The 21,984-nt window shown below is 56.7% G+C and carries 24 protein-coding genes and 1 pseudogene; 11 read left to right on the forward strand and 14 right to left on the reverse strand.

The genetic code is table 11. From position 1 onward, the window contains the following. Positions 1-605, forward strand: a 605-nt coding sequence (tnpC, locus tag HOC_RS18275; RefSeq protein ID WP_035541253.1) for an IS66 family transposase, incomplete at its 5' end; no start/stop codon positions are given. 36 nt (positions 606-641) lie between these two features. On the opposite strand, the gene HOC_RS22860 is transcribed toward tnpC, so the two are convergent. The 3 genes from HOC_RS22860 to HOC_RS18280 form a co-directional block, all read right to left on the reverse strand. Continuing rightward, complete coding sequence (locus HOC_RS22860; protein ID WP_267896851.1) at positions 642-776, reverse strand: hypothetical protein; 135 nt, start codon at positions 774-776, stop codon at positions 642-644. Positions 777-811: 35 nt separating this feature from the next. Continuing rightward, positions 812-967: a hypothetical protein gene (locus HOC_RS22250; protein WP_156950542.1), complete on the reverse strand. Its 156-nt coding sequence runs from the start codon at positions 965-967 to the stop codon at positions 812-814. 130 nt (positions 968-1,097) lie between these two features. Further along, complete coding sequence (locus HOC_RS18280; protein ID WP_051625086.1) at positions 1,098-1,913, reverse strand: IclR family transcriptional regulator; 816 nt, start codon at positions 1,911-1,913, stop codon at positions 1,098-1,100. A 380-nt stretch (positions 1,914-2,293) separates the two neighbouring features. Between HOC_RS18280 and HOC_RS18285 the strand changes: the two genes are divergently transcribed. Continuing rightward, positions 2,294-2,581 carry a DUF1330 domain-containing protein gene (locus tag HOC_RS18285; protein WP_035541254.1) on the forward strand — a complete coding sequence of 96 codons (288 nt, stop codon included), beginning with the start codon at positions 2,294-2,296 and terminating at the stop codon, positions 2,579-2,581. A 552-nt stretch (positions 2,582-3,133) separates the two neighbouring features. Here HOC_RS18285 and HOC_RS18290 read toward each other — a convergent pair. Together HOC_RS18290 and HOC_RS18295 are read right to left on the reverse strand one after the other, a co-directional pair. After that, the gene (locus HOC_RS18290) at positions 3,134-3,688 is read right to left on the reverse strand and encodes a TIGR02444 family protein (RefSeq protein WP_051625083.1); all 555 of its coding nucleotides are present in this window, start codon (positions 3,686-3,688) and stop codon (positions 3,134-3,136) included. 75 nt (positions 3,689-3,763) lie between these two features. Beyond that, positions 3,764-4,624, reverse strand: a complete 861-nt coding sequence (locus HOC_RS18295; protein ID WP_035541255.1) for an alpha/beta fold hydrolase — start codon at positions 4,622-4,624, stop codon at positions 3,764-3,766. 128 nt (positions 4,625-4,752) lie between these two features. On the opposite strand from HOC_RS18295, the gene hpaH reads away from it, so the two are divergent. From hpaH to HOC_RS18315, 4 genes are all read left to right on the forward strand, one after another. Beyond that, positions 4,753-5,595: a 2-oxo-hept-4-ene-1,7-dioate hydratase gene (gene hpaH, locus HOC_RS18300; protein WP_045694622.1), complete on the forward strand. Its 843-nt coding sequence runs from the start codon at positions 4,753-4,755 to the stop codon at positions 5,593-5,595. A gap of 10 nt (positions 5,596-5,605) precedes the next feature. Then, positions 5,606-6,400 (forward strand): HpcH/HpaI aldolase family protein, encoded by a 795-nt coding sequence (locus HOC_RS18305; RefSeq protein WP_035541257.1) that lies wholly within the window; start codon positions 5,606-5,608, stop codon positions 6,398-6,400. Beyond that, positions 6,397-7,569, forward strand: a complete 1,173-nt coding sequence (locus HOC_RS18310; RefSeq protein WP_045694623.1) for a CaiB/BaiF CoA transferase family protein — start codon at positions 6,397-6,399, stop codon at positions 7,567-7,569. The genes HOC_RS18305 and HOC_RS18310 overlap by 4 nt, the downstream gene beginning before the upstream one ends. Positions 7,570-7,809: 240 nt before the next feature. Next, positions 7,810-8,304 (forward strand): TonB-dependent receptor domain-containing protein, encoded by a 495-nt coding sequence (locus tag HOC_RS18315; protein WP_035541259.1) that lies wholly within the window; start codon positions 7,810-7,812, stop codon positions 8,302-8,304. A gap of 220 nt (positions 8,305-8,524) precedes the next feature. On the opposite strand, the gene rarD is transcribed toward HOC_RS18315, so the two are convergent. The 3 genes from rarD to HOC_RS18325 form a co-directional block, all read right to left on the reverse strand. Next, on the reverse strand, positions 8,525-9,295 hold the full coding sequence (gene rarD, locus HOC_RS18320; RefSeq protein ID WP_206741607.1) for an EamA family transporter RarD: 771 nt from the start codon (positions 9,293-9,295) through the stop codon (positions 8,525-8,527). Between the two features lie 147 nt (positions 9,296-9,442). Continuing rightward, the gene (locus HOC_RS22255) at positions 9,443-9,637 is read right to left on the reverse strand and encodes a hypothetical protein (RefSeq protein ID WP_119455237.1); all 195 of its coding nucleotides are present in this window, start codon (positions 9,635-9,637) and stop codon (positions 9,443-9,445) included. A 217-nt stretch (positions 9,638-9,854) separates the two neighbouring features. Continuing rightward, positions 9,855-10,814 carry a DMT family transporter gene (locus HOC_RS18325; protein WP_051625084.1) on the reverse strand — a complete coding sequence of 320 codons (960 nt, stop codon included), beginning with the start codon at positions 10,812-10,814 and terminating at the stop codon, positions 9,855-9,857. Positions 10,815-10,938: 124 nt separating this feature from the next. Between HOC_RS18325 and HOC_RS18330 the strand changes: the two genes are divergently transcribed. The 4 genes from HOC_RS18330 to HOC_RS18345 all read left to right on the forward strand — a co-directional run bounded on the left by HOC_RS18330 (position 10,939) and on the right by HOC_RS18345 (position 15,633). Further along, positions 10,939-12,303, forward strand: a complete 1,365-nt coding sequence (locus tag HOC_RS18330) for an aromatic ring-hydroxylating oxygenase subunit alpha (RefSeq protein ID WP_035541261.1) — start codon at positions 10,939-10,941, stop codon at positions 12,301-12,303. 43 nt (positions 12,304-12,346) lie between these two features. Then, the gene (locus HOC_RS18335) at positions 12,347-12,871 is read left to right on the forward strand and encodes an aromatic-ring-hydroxylating dioxygenase subunit beta (RefSeq protein WP_035541263.1); all 525 of its coding nucleotides are present in this window, start codon (positions 12,347-12,349) and stop codon (positions 12,869-12,871) included. Between the two features lie 36 nt (positions 12,872-12,907). Further along, positions 12,908-14,005, forward strand: a complete 1,098-nt coding sequence (locus tag HOC_RS18340) for an NAD(P)-dependent alcohol dehydrogenase (protein ID WP_035541264.1) — start codon at positions 12,908-12,910, stop codon at positions 14,003-14,005. A 206-nt stretch (positions 14,006-14,211) separates the two neighbouring features. After that, on the forward strand, positions 14,212-15,633 hold the full coding sequence (locus HOC_RS18345; protein ID WP_084146446.1) for an MFS transporter: 1,422 nt from the start codon (positions 14,212-14,214) through the stop codon (positions 15,631-15,633). Between the two features lie 130 nt (positions 15,634-15,763). Here HOC_RS18345 and ppdK read toward each other — a convergent pair whose 3' ends face one another. The 6 genes from ppdK to HOC_RS18375 form a co-directional block, all read right to left on the reverse strand. After that, positions 15,764-17,995, reverse strand: coding sequence for a pyruvate, phosphate dikinase (gene ppdK / locus HOC_RS18350; protein WP_233349705.1), 2,232 nt, complete (start codon positions 17,993-17,995; stop codon positions 15,764-15,766). 331 nt (positions 17,996-18,326) lie between these two features. Then, a complete protein-coding gene (locus tag HOC_RS18355) occupies positions 18,327-18,785 on the reverse strand; it encodes a type II toxin-antitoxin system YhaV family toxin (RefSeq protein WP_035541268.1) in 459 nt (152 codons plus the stop codon). An 18-nt stretch (positions 18,786-18,803) separates the two neighbouring features. Next, positions 18,804-19,127: a type II toxin-antitoxin system PrlF family antitoxin gene (locus HOC_RS18360; RefSeq protein WP_035541269.1), complete on the reverse strand. Its 324-nt coding sequence runs from the start codon at positions 19,125-19,127 to the stop codon at positions 18,804-18,806. Between the two features lie 47 nt (positions 19,128-19,174). Beyond that, entirely contained in the window at positions 19,175-19,618 is a 444-nt protein-coding gene (locus tag HOC_RS18365; RefSeq protein WP_035541283.1) for a hypothetical protein, read from the reverse strand. A gap of 147 nt (positions 19,619-19,765) precedes the next feature. Further along, positions 19,766-19,978 carry a hypothetical protein gene (locus tag HOC_RS18370; RefSeq protein ID WP_035541271.1) on the reverse strand — a complete coding sequence of 71 codons (213 nt, stop codon included), beginning with the start codon at positions 19,976-19,978 and terminating at the stop codon, positions 19,766-19,768. Between the two features lie 26 nt (positions 19,979-20,004). Next, positions 20,005-21,134, reverse strand: a protein-coding gene (locus tag HOC_RS18375) for an IS3 family transposase (RefSeq protein WP_119455238.1) whose coding sequence is annotated in 2 segments (ribosomal slippage) — positions 20,005-20,888 and positions 20,888-21,134 — 1,131 coding nt in all. Because the reading frame shifts where the segments join, the coding sequence is not laid out codon by codon here. Positions 21,135-21,198: 64 nt separating this feature from the next. On the opposite strand from HOC_RS18375, the pseudogene istB reads away from it, so the two are divergent. Beyond that, positions 21,199-21,759, forward strand: a pseudogene (gene istB / locus HOC_RS18385) (IS21-like element helper ATPase IstB); the annotation flags it as partial. Between the last annotated feature and the right edge of the window lie 225 nt (positions 21,760-21,984).

Raw genomic sequence — 21,984 nt, forward strand, 5'->3', positions numbered from 1 at the left:
ATGCCGATGGCTATGCAGGGTTCGAAGAACTTTACCGGTCCGGCAGGATCACCGAAGTCGCCTGTCTGGCCCATATAAGACGCAAGTTCTTCGACATCGCCAAGGCGACCGGTTCAGCTGTTGCAACCGAAGCGGTGGCGCGCATTGCGGCGCTCTACGCGGTCGAAGCCGAAGCCCGCGGCCAGCCGCCAGACACACGTGTTGAAATACGCCAGGCAAAAGCCCGGCCGGTGTTCGATGACCTGATCAGCTGGCTGCAATCTGAACTGCCAAAGATCTCCGGCAAGTCAGACCTGGCAAAGGCCATCCGCTATGCCCTGACACGCATGCCAAGGCTCGAGGTCTATCTCTCGAATGGCCACCTGGAGATCGACAACAATGCCGCCGAGCGCGGCATGCGGGGCCTGGCTATCGGGCGTAAAAACTGGCTGTTTGCAGGCTCCGAGGGCGGAGGACATGCCGCTGCCATCGCCTACACTCTCATCGAGACCGCCAGGCTCAATGACGTCGATCCACAAGCCTGGCTCTGCGATGTCCTTTCCCGGATCGCTGACCACAAGATCACCCAAATCCATGAGCTGCTGCCCTGGAACTGGAAAGCCTGATCAGGTCAAGGGCGTCAACGCCGGACGGTTACTATTCTATTTGTAATTAAGTAGTAGAAAAATAAGGGATTTGCTGACCGCAAACCGCTCAGCCGCCGCACCCGTCGACATACCATCCTCGATCGCCGCAACCACGCGGCGGCGCAGATCCGTATCCAAAGGCTTTCCCATACCCTCCTCCAGTCGCTCCGACAGAAGGAATCGAATCAGACTTCGACCGATTTGGGAATCCCAAATCGACTCTCGTTGCGATCAAAACGCTCTAGTATGAGCCCAAGCGGAAATTTGCTCAGAATTGCCCTTGTCAGGCCATCGGTCGTGATGGTGCCGCCGATATCGGTCGTCAGGATGTTGATTTTCATCGAAGGTTGGCCCGCGTGGATGCTATGTCCCGCGATGCGGTTTTGAACCAACCGGCTGTCTTTTCCTTTCCTTTTTTGGGTCGACTGCCTGTATTATGTGCCCCATGCCCAATGACCTAAGCCATCGAGGCTAGCCCCGCCAGCCGATCGCCCTACTTGCGCTGTGCGCTACTTCGATCAATCTCTCAATCTTGGCCTTGCTGAAAAACGCTTTCTGTTCTGAGCGGGATAGAACGCTCATTGTCGCGACCAAGCGATCTTGCGAATCCAGGACTGGCACTGATGCCGCCGATAGGCCCGGCACGACGGTCCCGTAGCTCCGCGTGAAACCCACCCGCCTGGCCTCGTCAATCAGGGCGGCAAGTTCGACGTCATCGACGACAATCCCTTCAGCACGCTCCTTGTCGATCCGTTCCCTAGTCTGTTCAGGGGGACAATGCGCTAGGTAGAGTATGCCGGTCGATGACGTCTGCAATGGCAAGACCGATCCCGTGTGCAGCGATGTGAACAGCGGCATTCCACCATCGATCCAACGAATGACCGTGGGCCCGTAATCGCCCCACACGGACAGCAAACCTGTAGTTTTCATCTCCACCAGTAGAGTATCCAAGTGCTCGGTTGCTATCCGTACAGTGTCGAGTCGTGCTATCGCCGCCAAACCCAAGCGTACCATGAGGCTCCCCAAAGAATATTGTCCGGTCTTTTGGTCTTGCGCGACTACTCCGGTGTTAACATAAGAGAGCAAATAGCGATGGGCTTGGCTGCGAGACAGACCCGAATTGTCTGCCACTTCCCGCAGATAAGCCCCCTCCCCTTCACCGGTCTTCACCAATGCCAACAGAACTCGTACCCCGATTTCGACCGATTGGATTGATTTTCTTGGATTATAATTTTCCTCAGATCCTTTTACCGAGGTTTCAATTGCCTTTTTTTTCTCGTAATCCATGATCATCCAATTTGACATTTGTGGCTGCAATCAGTGATTTCACCTGCTTTCCTCCAAACTGGGAAAAGAGTCGAGCAACATTGCTGCGCATCAGCGCGGCTTAAGCAAGGGGCTGTGTTAAGGAGCCCTTTACTCGCTGGGCGATGGCGTAAGCAGTAGCGAGATAATCAACCGGAGCAAGCACAATTTTAGGCGTAGCAGTCCCAAACTATTGGATGAAATACTCTCCTCCGCCAGTTCACGCAACCAATTTTTGGCAGGAGATGTATGACCTCTACGGCATGTCCGCCTTCAAGGTCCAATTGCCATAGTTGGCTTCGATCATCAGAAACAGCATAGCAGGCAATACGGCCGAACCCCTTTGACAAGGAGAAAATAATATGGCTGCCTACGTCGTAGTTGTGACAGGTGCGATTTCGGATCCGACGCTGATGAACCAGTATAAGGAACAGGCAAGAGAACTCCTTGCGGAGCAGGGCGTTTCTTTCATGGCCGGGCCGGTCGTGGCCGAAATACTGGAAGGATCGCCTCCAAACGGGGCGGTCATAATCCGGTTTGAAACCCTCAAGCAGGCTCAGGACTGGTATCGGTCCGACGAATATCAGAAACTGGCCCCCATGAGGCTTGCAGCTTCCTCCAGCACGGCGTTTATCCTTGAGGGACCCTAGTCCTGCGATCTTACCGCGATAGCAGGCGCTTGACCAACCGAGAGAAAAGAACCCCGCCTCAGGACAATCATCCAGGAAACCGGCCAAGCAGAAACGAATATAAAGCCGACTAGGAACACTACAAAATCGTCCGTTACATCTGGGGCGTGTTCCTAGGCTGGGTCATTGCAGAACCCCGGCGCATTTTGTCTGGGAACCCGCACGGGCGTTGCGTTCGCCCTTTTTTCAATTCTTGGTACCTGTTTTGCCTTCCCGCTCTATCTGGTACGGCGCGGACCTTGGCTTGATCGCCAGAGCGGCATGACCTACGAGCAATGATTACCTAAACCCTTTTTGGCCCAAATGCTTGGTAGGTACACGCGCCTGTATCTCCGAGGGGTTGTAGAAGGGCGATCAGTATTCGATGTGACGTTCAGGCTACCCTCGCGGATCGTACGTACCGATCTCGCGTTCGACTAACTGCATTCGACTTTTAGGCACGACCTCATCGAGAAATGCCCTTCGGCCAGCCCGAACATAACGACTTTGAGATCGAGGGAAGTTTCGACTTTTTCAGGTCTGCGAAATCTTCGGCTCCGCATCGGGCGCGAACGCCCTGACGACCAGCTGCGTCAGCAAGATAGTAGCCGCTTCGTGAGCGGCAATCGCCCGGCGGTAGATTTCGAGGCTTGCATGTGCCGCGCTTTCCGGCGAGGTTTGATGATCCACGGAGGCTGGCCGCAAAAGATCGATTAACGCCGACTGGACCTGACCCTCTGATTTCAGCTCAACTGCCTTCAACGCTGCGTAAAGCGCCGTCAGTTCGGGTGCTTCCTCCGAGTCCGTTACTTTGTCGATGTATCGACGCACCCAGCGTCGGGCACCTCGCACCGGGTGAACCAGATTTTCATTAATCGGTGCAATTCTGAGCAGAACCTCGCCGATCTCAGACTGATTGAGCGCCGCAGCTGAGCGCTGTGCGGACCAGAGGCAAAAAAGCACCGCGTTGACATCGAAATTGTGCTCATCCTGCAAGGCCAAGCACAATTCAGCCACTTGCGGCCTGGCGTATACATCCAGCGAGAACTGCCAAAATGCAGAAGCGGCAGTCTGATCCAGCTTGGTCATTCCCACACCGGAGCAGGCAGATGGACGTAGAGCATTGCGCCTACCAGTGCACCGAGTGCAGGAATGCCGGAAGCATCAGAAACTACGCGCGCCGAAATGGATTTCCATCATCGGACGCATGACATCCCAACGCTCAAGCTGCGACCAATGGCCGGAGCGGTCGAGCACATAGAGTTCGGCGTGCTGCAGGTGCTCGATCAGGTAAAGGCTCGTGTCGAGAGGAACGATGCGGTCCTGCCTGCCGTGGAAGATCAGCACCTTATGAGGCAGCTTGCACAGGATGGACGGGGGCATGTTCAGCCCTTCCATTCCCTGCTTCATCGAATCGATCATCTTGACCGCAGTCTTCATGATCTCGGGATCAGTCGCTATCTTATAACGGTTGTTAACGATCTCTTCCATGCCTTCAAATTTGTCAGCATCATAGGCGAAACTGTGCATCAGCTGGCGGTAGCGCGACGGCCGCGGGTCGGCATAGAACGACAGCAGGCGGATAAGTTCGGGTGTCCGCGGGCCAGGGGCGCCGATCGAGCCCATCAGTACCACGCGGTCAAGCCGCTCAGGCTCTTCGCTCATCATCTGCAGGGTGAGCGCACCTCCCATCGAATTGCCGACGACGTGGGCTTTCTCGATCCCCAGCGCATCGAGAAGACCAAAGCACTGTTCGACACGTGTGCCAATCCACGCCATGACGTTGTCGGGCCAAGGATCGGGAATGACCGACTGCCCGAAACCGATCAGGTCAGGTGCGATCACGAAGAAGTTTTCTGCAAGATCTGGCATCAGATGCAACCAGTTGGACCCGGCGTGTGCTCCAGGACCTGCCCCGTGAAGCAGCAAAATAGCCGGTTTACTTGGGTCGCCTGCCAGCAATGTGTGCGAAGTCAGCCCACGCCCCGTGATCTTCTCTTCCCTTACGCTCGTGTCGCCTTGCATCCTGTCTCTCCTCTGTAAACCAAATGTTTCTGCCATGACCGGCCAGCTCTTTGCGACATGCCTATATACGGCCGTTCATAATTGTGCAATGCATTCTTCCAAAATTGGCTATGAGTGAGGAGCGATTTATGGACCAGGATGGCGGTGGACTCGCAGAGTCGGCGGCGGGCCTTAGCGAAGAAGATATAGCAGCGTTTGCGGCCGAGCTCGACCAGGCCGAGCAGTCTCGTCAGCAAATCCGCCAGTTCACCGCGCGCCGACCGGAAATGTCGATCGCTGATGGCTACCGCATCAGCAAAAAATGGGTCGATCTCAAGCTCGCTTCGGGGAGAAAAATCGTTGGGCACAAGATTGGTTTGACCTCGCGCGCAATGCAGCAATCTGCCGGGATTACCGAACCCGATTACGGGACTTTGCTCGACGATATGGTGTTCGAGCAGGGGAGCGACGTGCCTTTCGACCAGTTCATCACGCCCAAAGTTGAGGTTGAGCTTGCTTTCATGCTGGGCAAACGGATCGAAGGGCCGGGTACGACCATTTTTGACGTCCTCAGGGCGACCGACTATGTGATACCGGCGGTCGAGATTATCGACAGCCGCACGTTTCCTGTCGATCCCGAAACCGGCGCGCGCCGCAAGGTGCAGGACACAATCAGTGACAATGCGGCCAATGCCGGGATCATCGTCGGCGGCTTGCCGATGCGGCCTGACAAGATCGATATGCGCTGGGTCAGTGCGCTACTGACCCGCAACGGCGTGATCGAGGAAACGGGCGTGGCAGCAGGTGTACTCAACAATCCGGCAAACGGTGTGGCGTGGCTGGCCAACCGGCTGTCTCCGTGGGGCCAGACACTCGAGGCGGGCGAAATCGTGCTGGGCGGGTCATTCACTCGTCCCGTGGAAGTCCGGCGGGGTGACGTTTTCAACGCCGATTTCGGGCCGCTGGGCGCTATCGGTTTCCGGTTCTTCTAAGGGCAAGACCATGAAAACAAAGCAAAATCGTTTCAAGGACGGGCTCGGCGACGGGCCGCCGCAGCTTGGGTTCTGGTTGGCGCTCGCCAGTCCGGACATCGCTGAAATTTGCTCTGGCCTGGGCTATGACTGGGTACTGATCGATGGCGAACACGGTGCCCAGACCCTGCCCGGGATTGCCAACCAGCTGCGCGCGGTCGATACCGTTCCAGCCTGTTCTGCAATCGTGCGCGTTCCGGGCCACGATCCGGTGACGATCCGCCAGATTCTCGATCTTGGTGCCCAGACAATCATGGTGCCGATGGTAGATACCGCACAGCAGGCAGCGGCGATCGTCAAGGCATCGCGCTATCCGCCGGCGGGTGATCGCGGTATCGGCGGCGCCCGCGCCGCACGCTGGGGTCGCTATCCCGCTTACGTGGCAGAAGCCAACGAGCGCCTATGCATCATCGCCCAGATCGAGACCGCCGAAGCGCTCGACAATCTGGAGGCTATCGCCGCGGTCGATGGCATCAATGCCCTGTTTGTCGGACCTGCCGACCTCGCGGCATCGCTCGGTCTGCTCGGCCCCGCCAATGCAGCGGCGCTTGCCCAAGTGACGGGAGAGGCCCTCGCCCGTATCCGCGCCACTGGAACCCCCTGCGGTATCCTGTCACGGGACGAACGCCTGGTGCAACAATATCTGGACGGAGGTGCTCGCTTCCTCGCGGTTGGCATAGATTCCTTTACGCTCGCCAAGGCTGCGGGAGAAATGGCGCGGGACTGGCACAATCGCATCAATGCAGCGGGTAACGGTACAAAATGACGCAGTGTGACTGGGGGCCTGCGCAAACGGAGGCATCGACCAAGCCACTGAGCGGTATCAAGGTTCTCGAACTTGCGCGAATCCTGGCCGGGCCATGGTGCGGGCAATTGCTGGCCGATCTCGGTGCCGAAGTTATCAAGATAGAGCGCCCCGGCAGTGGCGACGACACCCGCCACTGGGGCCCGCCTTTTGTCATGTCGGATACGGGCGAAAACCTGGGCGCGGCTTATTATCATTCGGCCAACCGGGGAAAGCGGTCCATCGCGCTCGATATCGCGACGCCAGCAGGTCAGGATATCGTTCGCAGTCTTGCGGCAAACGCCGACATCATGATCGAGAACTACAAGGTGGGTGGACTAACCAAATACGGGCTTGACCATGCGGCCTTATCGCGGATCAACCCGCGCCTTATCACCTGCTCGATCACCGGCTTCGGACAGACCGGGCCTTATGCTCACCGTCCCGGATACGACTATATCGCGCAAGCCATGGGCGGACTTATGTCGATGACTGGGGAACCGCAGCGCGAACCGCAAAAGGCCGGCATTGCGGCTGCCGACCTGTTTACCGGGGTCTACAGCGCGGTGGCAGTGCTGGCAGCGCTCAACCACCGGCGTGAAACAGATGTCGGTGCACATATCGACATGGCGCTGCTCGATACCCAGGTTAGTGTGATGGGCAATCAGGCGCTGAACTGGATGACCTCAGGGGTGGTGCCGCGCCGGGTCGGCAACGGCCATGCCAATCTGGCACCCTATCAGGCCTTCCCGACCCGCGATGGAGATCTGATCATCGCGGTTGGCAACGACGGCCAGTTCGCCGCCCTTTGCCGCGTGCTGAATATTGCGCTCGACCGGGACGAACGCTTCAGCACCAATCCCGAGCGGATTCGCAATCGGGTAGAGTTGATCAAGGCCATCGAAGAGATAACGATACAATGGAACCGGGACGAGCTCTTCGAGCAACTCGAAAATGCAGGAATTTCGGCCGGCCCGATCAACGAGCTGGACCAGGTATTCGCCAACCCGCAAGTCATTGCGCGCGGCATGGCGATTGAACGTGCAGGACGTCCCGGAGTGGCCAGCCCGATCGTCATCGACGGTGTCCGTATGGTATCAGACCGACCTGCGCCCGGGGTTCCAGAAGAAATCGGGTTCGATTTACAATAATTCCGGAGCAACCGTGCGATTGCCCGTCGCCCTTGTTGTCGAATTGACGATGAGGCCAAAATGGCCAGTCATGCAAAGCTAGTGCCCAGATCCATCGATGGCCGTCAAATCACGTGTCATGTAATTTATTTCGAAATGCGTGTGGCCACCAAATGCGATGCTCCTGCGCCAAAGGGCTGACGAGGCAGGCAAAATCTCTTGTCGTGCGGCTCGCCCATCAACTGGGTTGAGCGCCCAAAGATGAAGCCACCAACATTTGCGCTCGCGGACGATCCCATCCCCGAACGGCTACGTGCCGCCGTCGCCTACATACATGCCCGGTATCAGGATTTCACCGCAGCCCAGGGCTTCATTCCGCGACCGACTGGCGGCAACACCGTTGTCACCGTCGATGCCTCGGGCCAAGTACTGACTCGCGCGCCGAAGTGGTCGGGCAACCTTGGAGCGGATTATACCACTGCCTTGGGCGGAGGGACTTTCGGAGCAGGCGCAAACCTTTCATGGAGTTCGCGTGTATATTATGACTTCCTGAACAATTTCTCGCAACCTTCCTACAAGCTGACAAATGCCTCGGTTTTCTGGACCCCCGACAGCGGAGCCTGGAAGGCAAGCTTATGGGTGACCAATCTGACCAATGAAAAGGTTCTGCAGACAATTCGGCCGGGCGGTTTCAGTACAGATGGATTCTACGAACAGCCGCGCAAGGTGGGTGTTTCGTTCGAGGTTCGGTTCTGACACTGGCGGTCCAAATATGCTGCGAAGCGATAGCTTCACAGCCCTTCGCTCGATCAGGCGACCATGATCGCCGATCAGTTCTAAGCGCGATTGATCAATCCAGTTGAATTTCCAGAGCGGGCGGTGTCAAATCTGTCCGCTCTCCTTTTTCGGGTTTCACAACGGCTTTATGCAGGAGTGCATCGGTGACGAAATTTTTTCCCGTGCCCTTTCTTTTCTATCAGACCCCCAATCCGCGCCGTCCACGCAAAGCGTCGAAAATGAAAAAGGCCAAGCCAACCCAGATGCATCCGAACGTGAACACGTGAAACAGTCCGAAAGGCTCTTGGAATAGCAGAACCGCCTGCAGGAACTGGAGCGAAGGGCCGATGTATTGGAATTGTCCTGCAAGCGAGTACGGCATCTTCTTGACGGCGATCGAAAAGAGCAACAACGGGACGGCCGTCACAACCCCCGTTAAAACAAGAAAAACGTTGTCGACTGCGTCGGTGCCGAAAACCGGCTGCCCGTGATAAGAAGTCAGCCAAAGCCAGGCTATCGCCATCGGAGCCAGGAGAGATGTTTCAATCAGGAGCCCGCAGAGCGGGTCCAATGGCACAATTTTACGGATCAGGCCCGCCGTGCTAAAGGTTGCCGCTAGAGCCATCGCAATCCACAAGCTTCCGCCCTTCCCGATCGCGAACACCAAAACCCCCAGCGCGGCAAGTCCTACCGCAATAGCTTGGAGCCGGTTCAATCGTTCGCCCAGGCCCACCACACCGAGTAAAACGGTCATTAGGGGTGTGACGAAGAACCCCAGGCTGGTTTCGAGCACGTGATTTTGCAGGACGGCCCAGATATATACCAACCAGTTGGTGCCGATTAGCAAAGCCGTCACGGCGAAAAGGCCGACCGATCGCAGACTAATTGTCTGGCGAAGCGTATCCCAGCGCCGGAGAAGACTTACGATAATCGCCAGCAAAACAACCGACCAGATTACGCGATGTGCCATAATCTACCCCGTAGGGATCGCCTGCAACTGCTTCATGTAGATCGGCAGGCCCCATAGATCAAATAGGCGATAGTTGCATAGGCGATACCCGACCGCATTTCCGATTTCTGGGCCTGATCGATAGCACCTTGCGTTCCGCCCAATTAATTACTCTTTCGGTTTGAGTTTCGGATCGTCCTCGCAGATCGGCCGGTCGCGCTGCAGCAAGATGACCTGCTCGATGCCATCTGACGAAACTTCGAACGCATCATAGACCAACGGCCTGCAGGTAATAGCCCCCACAACATAGAACATCCACGAGGCGGTCAACATGACATTCGGTTTCTCATCATCTATGTGCATGGGACCTTCTGGTACGGCAAAGCCACTGCGAGGGCAGGCAGTGCCAGCCGGTTGTGGCAAGTGTTGAGTAGCCCGTCGCAACCACACCCTTTGGGTTCGTCACCAATAAGTCGGGGTTCTGCGAACGATTTGGTCGCTGCCGCAGCCTGTACCCGAAAATTTTGAGGGTTGGCCGCGATCCCGATCCCTCTGAGGGTACTCTCCTGCGATCATAGCTTCAAACTTCCTGGTTTGCTCCATCAACGGTACCGGCGCGCCGCTCGCGTGAAATGGCGATCGCGATGATGATTATGACGGCACCGACCAAATGATAAAGAGCAAGCTTTTCGCCAAGGAGTGGTACTGCGAGGGCCACCCCAAAAACCGGCGGCAAGTTCATATATATCCCGGAACGGGCCGAGCCGATAAGCACCACCGCGCGATTGAAAAGGCCATAGGCGACGAGCGACGGAAAAACTCCGACATAAAGGATTGCCGCCACCACTTCGACCGGCGGCATCGACGGACCGTTGCTTGCAAGATTAGCGGCGTAGGGCACTGCCATCGATCCCATGCCGATCGCGAAAAGCGCGGCAAGCAGGGTAAGGGGGTGTAAGGCCGGAACTTTGCGAAGGAATGTGGCATAGACCGAGTAGAGGAATACGCCCGTGACGGAAAGCACGTCCCCGATATTTAATGCGCTACCCCGCAGATCGAGGGGATGTCCCTTGGTTACGATCCACATGATCCCCGCAAACGACAGTACGGCACTTAGAGCAAGAACAGGCCGAAGTCGTTCACCGAATAGAACCGCCGGCATAACCAATGTCAGTATAGGCATGATGGATTGCAACAGTAGGCTGTTAGTGGCGGTGGTATATTGCAGGCCGCAATAGACGATATAGCTGAAGAACCCCACGCCGAAGAAGCCGAGCAAAGTGAGAAACAGCCAGGAATCGCGAAGGGTCTGGCGGTCGGCTTTGAGATGTCGCCAAGCGAACGGCAGCACACACAAAAAGGCGACCGCCCACCGCCAGAATGCAAGCGACGAAGGAGACACCAGGTCGCGCACCGCACGGCCGATAATAGGGTTCAGAGCCCAGCATAAAGATGCAACACAAAGCAGCAAGGTGGGCGAGGCCCAGATCGCTGGCCCAACACTGCGCCAACCGGCGAGATGTCGGACAAAGGCGCTCAAAAAACTGCACCTCGTTGAACAAAAGATGCTTGCTGAACACTCATTTTTCGCAGATGGTGCATCGCGTTGCCTATAATGGCTGGACCTGACTGGTGCAAGCCAAATGAGCTTTACGGAGGGAATTATGACCGAAGATGCCCACCTCGTCGACAATGTCGAATCGAGTCAATCGCGTGAAATTTTCTGGGACAAAGATGTTTACAACCTCGAACTTGAAAGGGTTTTTGGGCGTTCGTGGTTGTTTCTTGGTCACGAGTCACTCCTCCCCAAGCCCGGTGATTTTATCACCACCTATATGGCTGAAGACAAGGTCATTCTGTCGCATCAGCAAGATGGGTCATTCCGGGCGTTCATCAATTCGTGCACGCACCGGGGCAACCAGATTTGCCATGCCGACAGCGGCAATGCCAAGGCGTTCGTCTGCAACTACCACGGCTGGGTTTACGGTCAGGACGGCCGTCTGGTCGATGTCCCGCTCGAAACGCGGTGCTATCATGGCCAGCTCGACAAGGCGAAGCTGGGCGCCAAGCACGTTCGGGTAGAGACGTACAAAGGCTTCATTTTCGGCTGCGGCGATGCCGACGCGCCAAGTCTGGAGGAATATCTGGGCGAATTCCGTTGGTACCTCGATACGATCTGGGAAGGTGCCGGAGGCGGGCTGGAGCTGCTGGGCCCGCCGATGAAAAGTATTCTGGCCTGCAATTGGAAGGTGCCGACTGAGAATTTCGTCGGCGATGGCTACCATGTCGGCTGGACCCACGCCGGCGCCTTGGGCCAGATCGGCGGCGAACTTGCCGGTCTGGCCGGGAACCGGGCGGACATGCCCTTCGAAGAACTCGGCTTTCAGTTCACGACCCGGCACGGGCACGGCTTCGGAGTGATCAACAACGCCGCCGCGGCGATCCACGTCAAGCGCGATGGCTGGGCAAAATACCTTGCCGACACCCGCGCTGAAGTTGGCCGAAAGTTCGGACCGGAGCGTGAAGAACTTTATGTTGGCCACTGGAACTGCTCGATCTTCCCGAGCTGCTCGTTCCTTTACGGAACCAATACGTTCAAGGTCTGGCATCCGCGTGGTCCGCACGAGATTGAAGTGTGGACCTACACGATGGTGCCGCGTGACGCCGACGCTGCAACGAAGAGCATGATCCAGCGCGAAGCCACCCGGAGTTTTGGGACGGCCGGAACGTTGGAAAGCGACGATGGCGAGAACATGTCTTCGGCTACCCATGTCAACCGCGGAAACATAACCCGTGATGGTCGAATGGATTCCAGCATGGGCGTTGGTTTTGAAGGACCACACCCTGTCTATCCGGGGATCGTTGGGTCCAGTTTCATCGGGGAAACATCCCATCGCGGTTTCTATCGTTTCTGGAAGGAAATGCTGGACGCACCCGACTGGGCAGCGGTGAAGGCAAATGACGACAACTGGGATTCGGTTTTCACAAATCGCGATTACTGGGCCGACAAGATCGAAGCGGCCGAGTAGTAGACAAAATTCTACACCAAACGTTCCGAAAACCGGAGAACTTATGTCAGTTAAGCAGATTTCAGTGGCCCAAGATGTGCATTTTGCCATCGAAGCGCATTACCGCACCGAAGTCCGGTTGTGGCAGACCGGGCAATACCGTGAATGGCTCAAGGAAATGGTCGCTGAGGACATCCATTACTGGATGCCAATATACGAACAGCGCTTTATACGGGACCGACGCCCCGACCCCACTCCCCACGATGCAGCGATCTATAATGACGATTACGGCGAGCTCAAGCAACGCGTAGAGCGGCTTTATTCCGGCACCGTATGGATGGAGGATCCGCCGTCCAAGATCCGGTACATGGTCAGCAACGTCGAAGCTTTCGATGCGGGCGATGGCGAGTTCGACGTTTATTCAAACGTGGTCGTCTATCGCAACCGCCGCCAACTTGAAATGACCGTTCACACGCTGGGGCGTGAGGATAAGCTGCGCCGGGTCGGCGATGACTTCCAGGTGTTCCGTCGCAAACTGAACATTGATGCCAGGGTAACGCAAGACAAGAACCTGTATTTTTTCTGTTAATCGAGCGCTTGAGAGCGCAATAAAAGGAGAGTTAATATGCAAGCCTATGCCGCGATCATCGAAAGCCAGGGCGGGAAATTTGTCCTGGATAACGTAGATATTGAAGAGCCCCGTGACGGTGAAGTACTCGTCAAGATTGCGGCTGCGGGCATGTGTCACACCGATCTTACGGTCCGCGACCAGTATTACCCGACCCCGCTTCCCGCGGTTCTAGGACATGAAGGTTCGGGCGTTGTCGAAAAGGTCGGGCGCGGCGTCACCACGGTCAAGCCTGGCGACAAGGTGGTGTTATCATTCAGCTATTGCGGAACTTGCCCATCATGCATGAAGGGGCATCAGGCCTATTGCCCGAGCCTTTTCCCGCTCAATTTCATGGGCCGCAGGCTCGATGGCTCGACCCCGATCAGGCGTAACGGAGAAGAGGTGAATGCGTGCTTCTTCGGCCAGTCTTCATTCGCGACCTACTCGATCGCAACAGAAAACAACTGCATCAAGGTCGCAGATGATGCGCCGATAGAGCTTCTCGGCCCACTGGGCTGCGGAATTCAGACCGGCGCGGGCACCGTGCTCAATGCATTGCAGCCTGCCCCGGGCTCGTCGATCGCAATCTTCGGCGTCGGGTCGGTTGGTCTCAGCGCGGTGATGGCGGCAAAGGCTTCCGGTTGCCTCAAGATTATCGCCGTCGATCGCAATCCCACGCGTCTACAGCTGGCCCGTGAGCTTGGTGCAACCGATATTATCGATGCCACGAACACCAATGCCCAAGAAACGATCATTGCCCTAACGGGGGGCGGCGCGGACTATGCGATAGATACCACCGCCATTCCTCAAGTTCTGCGCAGCGCGGTAGACAGTACACATACCATGGGGGAAACCGCTGTAGTCGGGGGGGCAAAGCTGGGGACTGAATTCTCTCTCGACATGAACAATATGCTATTCGGCCGCAAATTGCGCGGTGTGGTCGAAGGTTCGAGCACGCCACAAGTCTTTATCCCGCAACTGATTGCGATGCGTGAAGCTGGTCTGTTCCCGTTCGAAAAGCTTTGCACGTTCTACGACTTCGACCAGATCAATCAGGCCGTCGAGGATACGGAAGTTTCCGGAAACGCAATCAAGGCCATTCTCAAGATGTAATATGGCACTGCGCTCACTCTGCGGTCGATCCCGGCAACAGAGTGGACCGGCCAGTCCAGCTGGAGCCAATCCAACCAGCAGGTTTTGAAAAAGACGAACGGACACCGACCTAATGTTTGGTAAACTTTAGGCGGTTGACACGAACGGACCGTGATTTTGTATGGGGAGTGCGACAGGATGGGCAATAAACCCCAAGTACCTGCGTCATGAGTTCGAACGATGGAGCGGCCCAAGGGCCGACGTCAAGCATTACAGACGGCTACCAGCCTAGAACCGGACTTCCGGTTCCTCGTCGATTCTGGGCGGCATTCTCGATCTGGAGTGCCATATTTCTTACCATAATGGACGTATCGATTGCTAACGTTGCCTTGCCTTTCATCTCTAAAGGCCTGGATGTAACAGCAGCAAAGTCGGTATGGGCAATCAACGCTTATCAGATCGCCATCGTGATGGCACTTTTGCCCATGGCGAAGGCTGCCGAAATCCTTGGCTACAAGAAGGTCTATTTAGCAGGCCTCATGCTCTTCATGCTTGCAGCCTTTGGCAGTATCAGCGCAGGCAGCCTCCCTGTTCTCGCTTTGGCGCGCTTCGTGCAAGGTATCGGTGCTGCGGCAGTAATGGTGGTCAGCGGGGCATTGGTTCGGACAATTTATCCTCCCGAATTGGTCTCGCGTGGAATTGGCTACAATACCATTGCCGTTTCAATTGCTTCGGCCGCCGGACCAGCAGTCGGCGGACTGGTGCTTTCGATTGCAGGTTGGCACGCCATTTTTGCAGTAGGTCTTCCGTTCGGCCTGCTTTCGCTTGCCCTCGGGATTTGGGCACTCCCTCCGGACGCCTCGGTAAAGAAACCTTTCGATTATAGTTCGGCCATCTTGTGCTGTGTGGGTTTTGCGGCGATTTTCCTCACCCTGAACGATCTGGCCCAGAATTCCGCCTCTGGGTGGACGTTACTCGAAATCGGCGTCGCTATCCCGGCTTTATGGTTCCTCGGTAAACGCACGTCCTCCAGTCAGGATTCGATGGTGCCGCTTGATCTGCTGAAGCTAGGCTATCTTCGCGCAGCCTATGCAATGTCGGTCTCAGCCTATGTTGTCATGATACTGATCACCTTGTCCTTCCCGTTCATTCTGCAGCAACGGTTTCACTTCAAGCCTGAAGCGATAGGGCTTTTCATGGTGCCGCTGCCGCTCGGTATCGTGATCGCAGCTTTCGTCTCCGGGCGTCTGGTCAATCGCAATTCGTCGGATTGGTTGTGCGCATCGGGGTTGATCATCCTCGCATGCGGTGCAATTTTCCTTTCATTGTTGCAACCAAATGCTTCCGCGTTTATGATAATCGCCGCGACAGCGCTTTGCGGAATTGGCTTCGGAATTTTCCAGGTACCCAACAACCACAGCATGATCGCAAACGTACCGCACTCCCGTACCGGCGCTGCTTCAGCAATGCTGTCGATGTCACGGCTGATCGGTCAGACGCTCGGGGCCTTGCTGGCCGCGCTGCTGTTTCGCAGAATTGGCGCACAGAGTGATGCGCCAATCATTGCAGCGGCCATGATTGCGCTGATGGTGGCAAGCGCAACTCTGTTGCAACGAGGTTGGAGTCGGTCCGTTACACGCGATACATAATTGAGCATCTCTTAGCAGCCTGCGAGCAGTGGATCGCTGCCCACTAAGCAAACGGCACGATGTTGATCTTGCGTGCGCCGAGCTTTTGACCGACGGGAAGAAAATTCACCGCCGTCATAAAGCCTGGCCTTCATTTCTCCAAAGCTGCCTGCGCCGCCGCAAGACGGGCAATCGGCACGCGAAACGGCGAAGGGCTAACATAGTCGAGCCCTATCTTTTCACAGAATGTGATCGAAGCCGGATCACCGCCGTGCTCTCCGCAGATGCCCAGCTTGATATCGGCACGTGTCGCTCGGCCGCGTTGAACAGCAAGTTCGACGAGCTGGCCAACACCTTCAATATCGAGGCTAACAAATGGGTCGCGAAGGAAAATGCCCTTTTCGACATATGGATTGAGGAACCTTGCCGCATCGTCCCGGCTGACGCCAAGAGTGGTTTGTGTCAGATCGTTGGTACCGAACGAAAAGAACTTTGCCTCCTCCGCAATCTCTCCGGCCATCAGGGCAGCTCGCGGCAACTCAATCATTGTCCCGACCAGATAGTCGAGCGTCCGGCATTTTTCTGCGAAAACCTTCGCCGCCGTTTCATCGACGAGCTTCTTCAGGATCGCGAGTTCCTTCTTCGTGGCCACCAGTGGGATCATCACCTCGGGCACCGGTGCGTCGCCAGATTCTTCGGCCACGTCGCAGGCTGCCTCGAAAATGGCACGGGCCTGCATCTCGTAGATCTCGGGATAGGTAATACCGAGGCGGCAGCCCCGGTGACCCAGCATTGGGTTCATCTCGTGCAGTTCATCCGCTCGCCGCTTGAGCGTGTCGACGCCGATGCCGATGGTGTCAGACAATGCAGCAAACTCGGCGTCGCGGTTCGGCAGGAATTCATGTAACGGCGGGTCGAGCAAGCGGATCGTGACCGGTAGGCCGGCCATGACCGTGAAGATCGCAGCGAAGTCAGCGCGCTGTTCAGGCAACAGCTTTTCCAGAGTGGCGCGGCGACCTGCTTCGTCCTGGGCCAGGATCATCTGGCGAACGGAAGAAATCCGCCCAGCTTCAAAGAACATGTGCTCCGTGCGACAAAGACCAATGCCCTCGGCACCAAACTCGCGCGCCATGCGGCAGTCTGCGGGGGTTTCAGCATTGGCACGCACTTTCATGCACCGATACCTGTCGGCCCATTCCATCAAGGTCGCGAAATCGCCTGCCAGCTCCGGCTGCACGGTTGACACCATGCCGGCCATGATTTCGCCAGTCGCACCGTCTAGAGTGATCAGGTCACCCTCTTTCAGCTCGCGGGTACCCATCCTCAGCGTACGGGTTTTCATGTCGATTGAGAGGCCCGAGGCTCCCGACACGCACGGACGACCCATTCCACGCGCCACCACGGCGGCGTGACTGGTCATGCCACCGCGCGCAGTGAGTATTCCCTTGGCTGCATGCATGCCGTGGATATCCTCGGGACTTGTTTCGACGCGGACGAGAATCACCGCTTCGCCCAGTTCGGCGCGCTTCTCTGCAGTGTCGGCATCGAGCACGATCGTGCCCGAAGCAGCGCCTGGCGACGCAGGCAGACCGCGGCCGAGGAAGTCGCGCGGTGCCTTGGGATCGAGCGTCGGATGCAGCAGCTGATCGAGTGCCATTGGATCGACGCGGCGAATCGCAGTAGTTTCGTCGATCAGGCCTTCCTCGACCATGTCGACCGCCATCTTGAGTGCAGCCTTGGCGGTGCGCTTGCCGGAACGGGTCTGCAGCATCCACAGCTTACCGCGTTCCACGGTGAACTCAATATCCTGCATATCGCTGTAGTGCTTCTCAAGAAGCTCGAACACCGCAGCTAGTTCACCATAGCTGGCTGGCATTGCCTCTTCCATCGAAAGCGGTTTGGCGCCCGCTCGTTTGCGGGCAGCTAACGTCAGGTACTGCGGAGTGCGGATGCCGGCGACGACATCCTCGCCCTGGGCATTTACCAGCCATTCGCCGTAATAAGCCTTCTCGCCGGTCGCTGGATCGCGGGTGAAGGCAACACCGGTGGCCGAGGTAACGCCCATGTTGCCGAAGACCATGGCCTGGACGTTGACAGCTGTGCCCCAGTCGCCGGGAATGTCGTTGAGACGGCGATAGACCTTGGCACGGTCCGAATCCCATGAATCGAACACTGCACGGATCGCATCCCAGAGTTGCTCGCTAACGTCCTGCGGGAATGCGCGGCCCAGTTCGACTTCGACGATGCCCTTGTACTGTGTGACAATGCCGCGCCAATCTGCCTCTGTCATCTCGACATCGTTTCGGTATCCTGAGTCTTCCTTGACGATCTCCAGCGCCTCCTCGAACAGATGGTGCTCCAAACCCAGCACGACGGCTGGCAAATATCGCTGTCCGGGCAAAGTCCGAACGCGCTCTAACGGCTAAATATGTGGGAATGACTTCGGACCACAACGCAGTTGATATCCTAATTTGCGCGAGATGAATATCCCGCCCTGCCCGTTTTTACCGCGAAAAAATTGGCGCTGCCGCCATGATTATGAACTGGCCGAGCCATTCAACGGATCAGCCCAGCCGCCATCCCAATCCCATCATTTTGGCAGTTCGCCGATGAAGATGGCTGACAATATATACGAAGGTCATGCACGTTTTAGTTAGCGGCCAGTCAATGCAATTGCCCTGCCCGAACCATTCGGGTGGGACTATCGCGGGAAATCACGATTCTGGCAGATCGACGCTAGCCGCCATCAGCGCATCCCAATCGTCGGGTGGATTGTCCTTGTCCAGCATTTTTGTGAATACCGCATAGGCATCGCTTTTCGAGCCATAGGTTCGCAATGTATTCTGGTCATTGACCCACGCATAGACAATGATTTTTGCGCTGCTGCTGTAACGGAAAAATAATCGAAACCGCCCACTGGCAAATTTGGCGCGGAACCAGTGCTTGCGTTTCGCGCCCAAGGTGCCGCCTTGTCGGTATTCGGGACGTGCCGGATCGACCGGTATATCCTCAAATGCCAGTTTTCGGATGGCGGCGAGCAATTTGGCGTTGGCGGATTTTTGATAATCTTTCGGATTTTTCTTTTTCGCCTTTTCTACCGCCTTGGTCAGCTTTTCCAGCTGTTCCAGAAAAAGCGGATGGGTATAGAGCGTCCAGCCATTGACGGTTATCATCGCTGCGGCGCTAACGGACTAAAGCGCAACATCGCCGTCAATCTCGTCATCGAGATTGACCGATATGCCATCGGTCAGCGTGGCAATGCGTTTTGCCAGATCGGGCGAAAGCGCCTTGATCTTTTGCGGATGCTGCTTGATGTCTTTTGCCAGAAAACCCAGAAACGCATCGATGGCGGGATCGTCAATGTTGTCAGCGCGGGACAATGTTACACCGCCATCGCCGACATGAAAGGCAATGCGGCCGCCAAAATCGACGCCCAGTGCCTGACGCACCGCTTTGGGAATCGTCGTCTGCCCCTTGGCCGTGATCGTGCTGATTTTTTCCAGTTCAACGCCCATGCTGAATTCCTTTCGAGCGCGATATGTAAGGAATAATCCTTACTTTGTCAAGGAAGGGATTCGATGTTTGCCAGTTTAGGTGCAGGCGTGGGTGATAGGCTTAATGCGCGAGTCCAGGCGAATATGCCGAAAACGCCCGCGCCAATAGCTGACACAGCCACGGTCCAGATCGCCGATGGCATGGACGATGCAACAATACCATGCACCAGATGATAGGCGGCAAAAGCGGCGGGAGCCGCGAAGGCCAAACCGATTACCGCCTGCACAATTGGCGATTTTGCCGCTGCCAAAAGCCAATATGCAAGAACAAGCGTGGCCATTGCGGCAGCAATTCCGGCAGCGGCGCTTGCCAACCATCCGGTTCCGCCAGAATGCAGCGCGAAACCGGCAATTGCTCCCACATAAAGCGGAAGCGCATAGATAATGAGATTAAAAGTCAATTTGCACAGCAGCGCAATCGCGACAATCGCGAAAACTATGGCAAGTATCATGGCGTCCTCCTTGGGCATAAAAGCCACCGGACGCGCTCACCTCCACCACCACAGCGCAAATTTGTTGATTGAATTATAGCGCCAACGCGCAGCCGTTTCAATCGGGAACAAAAACGAACGGCGCATCTGCGCCATTCGTTCATGCACTCAAGCTGCAATCCGCCCGTCCTCGGCGGCTTCGCTATGGGGGGCTTCGCCGCTGTCGTCCTCGTCTTTTGCGGACGCGGTAACTTCTTCATCCTGCGTTTCCGGCTCCGATGGCTCATCCTCTTCCATCAACCACTTGGCGCGTTCAGCGGCGGCAACCGTGCCGACACCGCCGCGTGTCGTATAGGCCGAGGGCGGAAATGGACCTGTCACGCTTTTGTTCCGACCCTGAGTCTCAGTTAAGCTGCCTTTCGTTCGAATGCCAAGGGGCTTTTCCATCCGAGGGCTGATTGCCGTCGGCGTGGGTTGTAGAAGCCGTTGATGTACTGGAAGAGCGCGGTCTCAGTTTGTCTGCGTGTGCTCCAGTCGTGTCTCCAAATGAGTTCAGCCTTCAGGGATTTGAAGAATGTCTCGACGGCTGCATTATCGTAGCAATTTCCTTTCCCGCTCATCGACGCGTGAAAGTCCTGCTTGCGCAGGATTTGTTGATAGTCATGACTGCAATATTGGCTCCCCCTGTCGGTATGATGAATGCATCCGGGGGGAGGCTGTCGCAAATTGATCGCCATGTTAAGCGCACGAATGGCGAGGTCCTTCTTCATGCGGTTGCTCACCGCCCAACCAATGACCCTCCTGGAATATAGATCGAGAATGACAGCCAGATAGAGCCATCCCTCGCGGGTCCAGATGTAAGAGATGTCACCGGCCCATTTCTGGTTCGGTGCGCTTGCAGAGAAATCTCGATCAAGCAGGTTATGCGCTATGTTGAACTGATGATTACTATCAGTCGTTGCCTTGAACTTGCGTGTGCGCACAACACGAATGTCGTTCTGCCTCATGAGCCGACCAACGCGCCGATGCCCCACGGCAAGACCAAGTTCTTTTAGCTCTTCAGTCATACGCGGGCGGCCATAACTACCGAGCGCAAGACTGTGCTGCTCACGGATATGCGCCAGGATCACAAGGTCCTTGCGCTGGCGTTTGCCCATCGGACGCGACCGCCAGGCGCGAAAGCCCCGCGATGTCACCTTCAACACACGGCACATCTGCTCAATCGGCCAGACCTTCTTCCAAGCATCAATGAAGGCGAACCGCTTCACTTCTGACTTGCGAAGAAGGCCGTCGCTTTTTTTAGGATATCCCGCTCCTCCTTCAGAACGCGGTTCTCTCGGCGCAGTTGCTCGACTTCCTTCAAAAGGTCTGCCGATGGCAGATCTGACCGCTCCTCGGTTCGGTGCGTCGCAATCCACTTGCCCAGTGTCGAAAGCCCGATGCCCAAATCTGCCGCAACCTGCTTACGTGAAAGTCCGCTGCTCAGCGAAAGCCGGACCGCCTCACGCTGGAAGTCTTCGCCGTGTCTCTGACCCATAATCCTGTCTCCTTGATAATAGATAATCGTCTATCAAGGCCGGAATCAAACCGGGACAGGTCCAGACACGTTCGAGTTCGCCGCCCAGCCTTCGCTCAACAAGGCGCTGGTTCTCGAGCTGGCCCGCTGCGACTGGATCGAGAAGCGCCGCAATGTCATTGCGCTCGGGCCGTCCGGAACCGGCAAGACGCACACCGCTTTGGCGCTCGGCCTCGCTGCCTGCCAGCGCGGACACAGTGTCGCGTTCACCACCGCTGCCGCGCTCGTCCATGAGCTCATGGAAGCGCGCGATGAGCGCCGTCTCCGGCGCGCGCAAAAGCATCTCGCCAGCGTCAAACTCCTGATCATCGACGAACTTGGCTACGTGCCGTTCACCGCAGTCGGCGCCGAGCTGTTGTTCGAGGTTCTCAGCCAACGATACGAACGTGGCAGCACGCTGATCACCAGCAACCTGCCGTTCGACGAATGGACCAGCGTGTTCGGCTCAGAGCGCCTCACCGGCGCGCTCCTCGACCGGCTGACGCACCATGTCCACATCCTCGAACTGAACGGCGACAGCTTCCGGCTCGCCACGAGCCGCAAGCGCCAGAAGCGATCCATCCCGGAAAACGGAGGCGTCACATGAAATAGGATCAGAAAAACCGCCAGCACCTCACCGGGTGTCTGGCCTCCGCTTCGCTCCGGCCAGACACCCGACGAGGCGCAAGAAACCGGCCTCCCATGCGAGGCTTTTTATGGAACCTGACTGGCCCCTTTTTAAACCGGCGCTGACACGTGGTGCCTTCGACGATCTGGTATTTCCTCGATCGGCGCGGGATCACCTATAAAAATGTATGGTCCGCCCCGTCAT

The sequence above is a fragment of the Hyphomonas oceanitis SCH89 genome, from assembly GCF_000685295.1.
GTDB lineage: Bacteria > Pseudomonadota > Alphaproteobacteria > Caulobacterales > Hyphomonadaceae > Hyphomonas > Hyphomonas oceanitis.

Excerpts from the sequence above, each read along its gene's own strand:
- HOC_RS22255 (WP_119455237.1), bottom strand. The coding sequence starts at position 9,637 with ATGCACATAGATGATGAGAAACCGAATGTCATGTTGACCGCCTCGTGG.
- HOC_RS18305 (WP_035541257.1), top strand. The coding sequence starts at position 5,606 with ATGAAAACAAAGCAAAATCGTTTCAAGGACGGGCTCGGCGACGGGCCG.
- HOC_RS18335 (WP_035541263.1), top strand. The coding sequence starts at position 12,347 with ATGTCAGTTAAGCAGATTTCAGTGGCCCAAGATGTGCATTTTGCCATC.
- HOC_RS18315 (WP_035541259.1), top strand. The coding sequence starts at position 7,810 with ATGAAGCCACCAACATTTGCGCTCGCGGACGATCCCATCCCCGAACGG.
- HOC_RS18345 (WP_084146446.1), top strand. The coding sequence starts at position 14,212 with ATGAGTTCGAACGATGGAGCGGCCCAAGGGCCGACGTCAAGCATTACA.
- rarD (WP_206741607.1), bottom strand. The coding sequence starts at position 9,295 with ATGGCACATCGCGTAATCTGGTCGGTTGTTTTGCTGGCGATTATCGTA.
- HOC_RS18340 (WP_035541264.1), top strand. The coding sequence starts at position 12,908 with ATGCAAGCCTATGCCGCGATCATCGAAAGCCAGGGCGGGAAATTTGTC.
- HOC_RS22860 (WP_267896851.1), bottom strand. The coding sequence starts at position 776 with ATGGGAAAGCCTTTGGATACGGATCTGCGCCGCCGCGTGGTTGCGGCG.
- HOC_RS18330 (WP_035541261.1), top strand. The coding sequence starts at position 10,939 with ATGACCGAAGATGCCCACCTCGTCGACAATGTCGAATCGAGTCAATCG.
- HOC_RS22250 (WP_156950542.1), bottom strand. The coding sequence starts at position 967 with ATGAAAATCAACATCCTGACGACCGATATCGGCGGCACCATCACGACC.
- HOC_RS18285 (WP_035541254.1), top strand. The coding sequence starts at position 2,294 with ATGGCTGCCTACGTCGTAGTTGTGACAGGTGCGATTTCGGATCCGACG.
- HOC_RS18290 (WP_051625083.1), bottom strand. The coding sequence starts at position 3,688 with ATGACCAAGCTGGATCAGACTGCCGCTTCTGCATTTTGGCAGTTCTCG.
- HOC_RS18365 (WP_035541283.1), bottom strand. The coding sequence starts at position 19,618 with ATGATACTTGCCATAGTTTTCGCGATTGTCGCGATTGCGCTGCTGTGC.
- hpaH (WP_045694622.1), top strand. The coding sequence starts at position 4,753 with ATGGACCAGGATGGCGGTGGACTCGCAGAGTCGGCGGCGGGCCTTAGC.
- HOC_RS18360 (WP_035541269.1), bottom strand. The coding sequence starts at position 19,127 with ATGGGCGTTGAACTGGAAAAAATCAGCACGATCACGGCCAAGGGGCAG.
- HOC_RS18310 (WP_045694623.1), top strand. The coding sequence starts at position 6,397 with ATGACGCAGTGTGACTGGGGGCCTGCGCAAACGGAGGCATCGACCAAG.
- HOC_RS18355 (WP_035541268.1), bottom strand. The coding sequence starts at position 18,785 with ATGATAACCGTCAATGGCTGGACGCTCTATACCCATCCGCTTTTTCTG.
- HOC_RS18295 (WP_035541255.1), bottom strand. The coding sequence starts at position 4,624 with ATGCAAGGCGACACGAGCGTAAGGGAAGAGAAGATCACGGGGCGTGGG.
- HOC_RS18280 (WP_051625086.1), bottom strand. The coding sequence starts at position 1,913 with ATGGATTACGAGAAAAAAAAGGCAATTGAAACCTCGGTAAAAGGATCT.